The sequence below is a fragment of the Variovorax sp. FW305-3-2-15-B-LB1 genome, from assembly GCF_058787635.1.
Map to the genome: position 1 here is coordinate 1 of NZ_JBYSZY010000097.1, position 5942 is coordinate 5942.

Below are 5942 nucleotides of genomic sequence, written 5' to 3' on the forward strand. Positions count from 1 at the left end.
CTGACATTGCTATTGGTGGTGCTCAGGCCCGTAGACAAGCTGGAGATGCCACTGGTCGCCGTGCTCAGGCCGGTCGACAGGCTGTCGATTCCGCTCGTAGCGGTGCTCAGGCCACTCGACGTGGAAGTCGACAGGCTGCTGACGTTGCTGTTCGTCGTGCTCAAGCCGGTGGACAGGCTCGAGATGCCACTGGTCGCCGTGCTCAACCCAGTCGAGAGGCTGTCGATGTTGCTCGTGGCGGTGCTCAGGCCCGAGGACGTGGAGGTCGAGAGGCTGCTGACGTTGCTGTTCGTGGTGCTCAGGCCCGTGGACAAGCTGGAGATGCCACTGGTCGCTGTGCTCAAACCGGTCGAGAGGCTGTCGATGCCGCTCGTGGCCGTGCTCAGGCCGGACGACGTGGAGGTCGAGAGGCTGCTCACGTTGCTGTTGGTCGTGCTCAAGCCAGTAGACAAGCTGGAGATGCCGCTGGTGGCGGTGCTCAGGCCCGTCGACAGGCTGGAGATGCCGCTCGACGTCGAAGTCGACAAGCTACCCACAGTGCTGTTCGTGGTGCTCAGGCCCGTGGACAGGCTGGAGATGCCACTGGTCGCCGTGCTCAGACCAGTCGAGAGGCTGTCGATTCCGCTCGTCGCGGTGCTCAGACCAGACGACGTGGAAGTCGAGAGGCTGCTGACGTTGCTGTTGGTGGTGCTCAGGCCTGTGGAGAGGCTGGAGATGCCGCTGGTGGCGGTGCTCAGGCCGGTCGACAGGCTGGAGATGCCGCTCGACGTCGAAGTCGACAAGCTACCGACGTTGCTGTTCGTCGTACTCAAGCCAGTGGACAAGCTGGAGATGCCACTGGTCGCCGTGCTCAAACCAGTCGAGAGGCTGTCGATGCCGCTGGTAGCGGTGCTCAGACCGGACGACGTGGAGGTCGAGAGACTGCTGACGTTGCTGTTCGTTGTGCTCAGACCAGTAGACAGACTCGAGATGCCGCTGGTCGCCGAGCTCAAGCCGGTCGAGAGGCTGTCGATGCCGCTCGTGGCCGTGCTCAGTCCCGACGACGTCGAAGTCGACAGGCTGCTGACGTTGCTGTTCGTCGTGCTCAAGCCGGTGGACAGGCTGGAGATGCCGCTGGTTGCCGAGCTCAATCCCGTGGAGAGGCTGGAGATACCGCTGGTTGCGGTACTCAGACCCGTCGACAAGCTGTCGATGCCGCTGGTAGCGGTGCTGAGGCCGGACGACGTGGAAGTCGACAGGCTGCTCACGTTGCTGTTCGTCGTGCTCAAGCCGGTGGACAGGCTCGAGATACCGCTGGTCGCCGTGCTCAGGCCAGACGACGTCGAAGTCGACAAGCTGCTGACGTTGCTGTTCGTCGTGCTCAGGCCGGTGGACAGGCTCGAGATACCGCTGGTCGCAGTGCTCAAGCCAGACGAAGTGGAGGTCGACAAGCTGCTCACGTTGCTGTTCGTGGTGCTCAGCCCCGTCGACAAGCTATCGATGTTGCTCGTGGCCGTGCTCAAGCCAGACGACGTCGAGGTCGACAGGCTGCTCACGTTGCTGTTCGTCGTGCTCAAGCCCGTGGACAGGCTGGAGATGCCGCTGGTGGCAGTGCTCAGGCCAGACGACGTCGAGGTCGACAAGCTGCTCACGTTGCTGTTCGTCGTGCTCAGGCCCGTCGACAGGCTCGAGATGCCGCTGGTTGCCGTACTCAAACCCGACGACGTCGAGGTCGAGAGACTGCTGACGTTGCTGTTGGTCGTGCTCAGCCCGGTCGACAGGCTGTCGATGCTGCTCGTCGCAGTGCTCAGGCCAGACGACGTGGAGGTCGACAAGCTGCTCACGTTGCTGTTCGTCGTGCTCAAGCCCGTGGACAGGCTGGAGATGCCGCTGGTCGCAGTGCTCAAACCCGACGACATCGAAGTCGAGAGGCTGCTGACACTGCTGTTGGTCGTGCTCAAGCCGGTCGACAAGCTATCGATGCCGCTGGCAGCAGTGCTCAGGCCACTCGACGTCGAAGTCGACAGGCTGCTGACGTTGCTGTTCGTGGTGCTCAAGCCGGTGGACAGGCTCGAGATACCGCTGGTCGCCGTGCTCAGACCAGACGACGTGGACGTCGAGAGGCTGCTGACGTTGCTGTTCGTGGTGCTCAGGCCGGTCGACAGGCTCGAGATACCACTGGTCGCCGTGCTCAGGCCAGACGACGTAGACGTCGAGAGGCTGCTGACGTTGCTGTTGGTTGTGCTCAACCCGGTCGACAGGCTGTCGATGTTGCTGGTGGCGGTGCTCAAGCCAGACGACGTCGAAGTCGACAGGCTGCTGACGTTGCTATTCGTCGTGCTCAAGCCCGTGGACAGGCTCGAGATGCCACTGGTCGCAGTGCTCAGGCCGCTCGACGTCGAAGTCGACAAGCTGCTTACGTTGCTGTTCGTCGTGCTCAGGCCGGTGGACAGGCTCGAGATACCGCTGGTCGCCGTGCTCAGGCCGGACGACGTCGAGGTCGACAGGCTGCTCACGTTGCTGTTCGTGGTACTCAGCCCGGTCGACAGGCTGTCGATGCTGCTCGTGGCAGTGCTCAACCCCGACGACGTTGAAGTCGACAAGCTGCTCACGTTGCTGTTCGTCGTGCTCAGGCCCGTCGACAGGCTCGAGATACCGCTGGTGGCAGTGCTCAAACCCGACGACGTCGAGGTCGACAAGCTGCTCACGTTGCTGTTCGTCGTGCTCAAGCCCGTGGACAGGCTGGAGATGCCGCTGGTGGCGGTGCTCAGGCCAGACGACGTGGACGTCGACAGGCTGCTGACGTTGCTGTTGGTCGTGCTCAGGCCGGTCGACAGACTGTCGATGCTGCTCGTCGCAGTGCTCAAGCCGGACGACGTGGAGGTCGAAAGACTGCTGACATTGCTGTTCGTCGAGCTCAGGCCCGTGGACAGGCTGGAGATGCCGCTCGTGGCGGTACTGAGGCCGGACGAAGTGGACGTCGACAGGCTGCTCACATTGCTGTTCGTCGTGCTCAGACCCGTCGACAGGCTCGAGATGCCGCTGGTCGCCGTGCTCAAGCCACTCGACGTCGAGGTCGAAAGGCTGTCCAGGTTGCTGTTCGTGGTGCTCAGGCCGCTCGACGTGGACGTCGACAGGCTGTCGATACGGCTGTTGGCCGTGCTCAGACCCGACGATGTCGAAGTCGACAGGCTGCCCACGTTGCTGTTCGTGGTGCTCAGGCCGGTGGACAGACTGGAGATACCGCTGGTTGCGGTGCTCAAACCGGTCGACAAACTATCGATGCGGCTCGTAGCCGTGCTCAAACCCGAGGACGTCGAGGTCGACAAGCTGCCGACATTGCTGTTCGTCGTGCTCAGACCAGTGGACAGGCTGGAAATGCCACTGGTCGCCGTGCTGAGCCCCGTCGACAGGCTATCGATGCCACTCGCGGCCGTGCTCAGCCCGGTCGACGTGGATGTCGACAGGCTGCTCACGTTGCTGTTCGTGGTGCTCAGGCCAGTCGACAGACTGGAGATACCGCTGGTTGCCGTGCTCAAGCCGGTCGAGAGGCTATTGATGCTGCTCGTGGCCGTGCTCAGGCCCGACGACGTAGACGTCGACAAGCTGCTCACGTTGCTATTGGTGGTGCTCAGACCAGTCGAGAGGCTCTCAATGCCGCTCGTGGCCGTGCTCAGCCCACTCGACGTCGAGGTCGAAAGACTGCTGACATTGCTGTTCGTTGTGCTCAGGCCAGTGGACAGGCTCGAGATGCCGCTGGTCGCAGTGCTCAAGCCGGACGACGTGGACGTCGACAAGCTGCTCACATTGCTGTTCGTGGTGCTCAGGCCCGTAGACAGGCTCGAGATACCGCTGGTGGCCGTGCTCAAGCCACTCGACGTGGACGTCGACAGGCTGTCCAGGCTGCTGTTCGTGGAGCTGAGGCCAGTGGACAAGCTGGAGATACCGCTGGTCGCAGTACTCAAACCAGACGACGTCGAGGTCGAAAGGCTGCCAATGCTGCTCGTCGCCGTGCTCAAGCCAGACGACGTCGAAGTCGACAGGCTCGAAATACCACTGGTTGCCGTGCTCAAGCCGCTCGAGGTGGATGTCGACAAGCTGTCCAGGTTGCTATTGGTGGTGCTCAGGCCGGTGGACAGGCTGGCGATGCCGCTGGTCGCCGTGCTCAGCCCTGACGACGTGGACGTCGACAGGCTGCTCACATTGCTGTTGGTCGTGCTCAGACCGGTCGACAGGCTGTTGATGCCACTGGTGGCAGTGCTCAAACCAGACGACGTCGAAGTCGAAAGACTGTCGATGCTGCTCGTGGCCGTGCTCAGACCGGACGAGGTCGAGGTCGACAAGCTGCTGACGTTGCTGTTCGTCGTGCTCAGCCCCGTGGACAGGCTCGAGATACCGCTGGTGGCCGTGCTCAAACCCGACGATGTGGACGTGGAGAGGCTGTCGATGCTGCTCGTCGCGGTGCTCAGGCCAGACGACGTCGAGGTCGACAGGCTGGAGATGCCACTGGTCGCCGTGCTCAAGCCCGACGACGTGGACGTCGACAGGCTGTCGATACGGCTGTTCGTCGTGCTCAAGCCAGACGAAGTCGAGGTCGACAAGCTGCCGACGTTGCTGTTCGTGGTGCTCAGACCCGTGGACAGGCTGGAGATACCGCTGGTGGCAGTGCTCAAACCAGACGACGTCGAAGTCGAAAGGCTGTCGATGCTGCTCGTGGCCGTGCTCAGACCGGACGAGGTCGAGGTCGACAAGCTGCTGACGTTGCTGTTCGTGGTACTCAGGCCGGTAGACAGGCTGGAGATCCCGCTGGTGGAGGTGCTCAGACCCGACGACGTCGACGTCGAAAGGCTATCAATGCTGCTCGTGGCCGTGCTCAAGCCCGACGACGTGGACGTCGACAGGCTGCTGACGTTGCTGTTGGTGGTGCTCAGACCGGTCGACAGGCTGGAGATCCCACTGGTCGCCGTGCTCAAACCCGACGACGTCGAAGTCGAAAGGCTATCGATGCTGCTCGTAGCCGTGCTCAAACCAGACGACGTCGAGGTCGACAGGCTGCTCACGTTGCTGTTCGTCGTGCTTAGGCCCGTGGACAGGCTGGAGATCCCGCTGGTCGCCGTGCTCAGGCCACTCGACGTAGAAGTCGACAGGCTGCTCACGTTGCTGTTGGTCGTGCTCAGGCCCGTCGACAAGCTCGAGATGCCGCTGGTCGCGGTGCTCAGACCGCTCGAAGTCGACGTCGACAAGCTGCTCACGTTGCTGTTCGTGGTGCTCAGCCCGGTCGACAGGCTCTCGATGCCACTCGTCGCCGTGCTCAGACCCGAGGATGTGGAGGTCGAAAGGCTATCGATTCGACTGTTGGTCGTGCTCAAACCACTGGACGTCGAAGTCGACAAGCTGCCCACGTTGCTGTTCGTGGTGCTCAAGCCCGTCGACAGGCTGGCGATGCCACTGGTCGCAGTGCTCAGGCCCGACGATGTCGAAGTCGACAGGCTGCTCACGTTGCTGTTGGTCGTGCTCAGGCCAGTAGACAAGCTGGAGATGCCACTGGTCGCGGTGCTCAATCCACTCGATGTGGAAGTCGAGAGGCTGTCCAGGTTGCTGTTGGTGCTGCTCAGAGCCGTAGACAGGCTCGAGATGCCGCTGGTCGCCGTGCTCAGGCCGGACGACGTCGAGGTCGAGAGGCTGCTGACGTTGCTGTTGGTCGTGCTCAGACCAGTCGAAAGGCTGTCGATGCCACTCGTGGCTGTGCTCAAGCCGCTCGAAGTGGAGGTCGACAGGCTGCTGACATTGCTGTTTGTCGAGCTCAGGCTCGTGGACAGGCTCGAGATCCCGCTGGTCGCTGTGCTCAGGCCGCTCGACGTAGAAGTCGACAGGCTGCTCACATTGCTGTTCGTCGTGCTCAGGCCAGTGGACAGGCTCGAGATGCCGCTGGTCGCCGTGCTCAGGCCGGACGACGTCGAGGT

General features: G+C 62.5%; 1 protein-coding gene. It reads right to left on the bottom strand.

Annotated elements, in window-relative coordinates; genetic code table 11:
* Positions 1 to 5861 (bottom strand): beta strand repeat-containing protein (locus AC3WQR_RS30975; protein ID WP_492745852.1); only part of this gene is annotated, 5861 nt, incomplete at its 3' end.
* Positions 5862 to 5942: the final 81 nt, after the last annotated feature.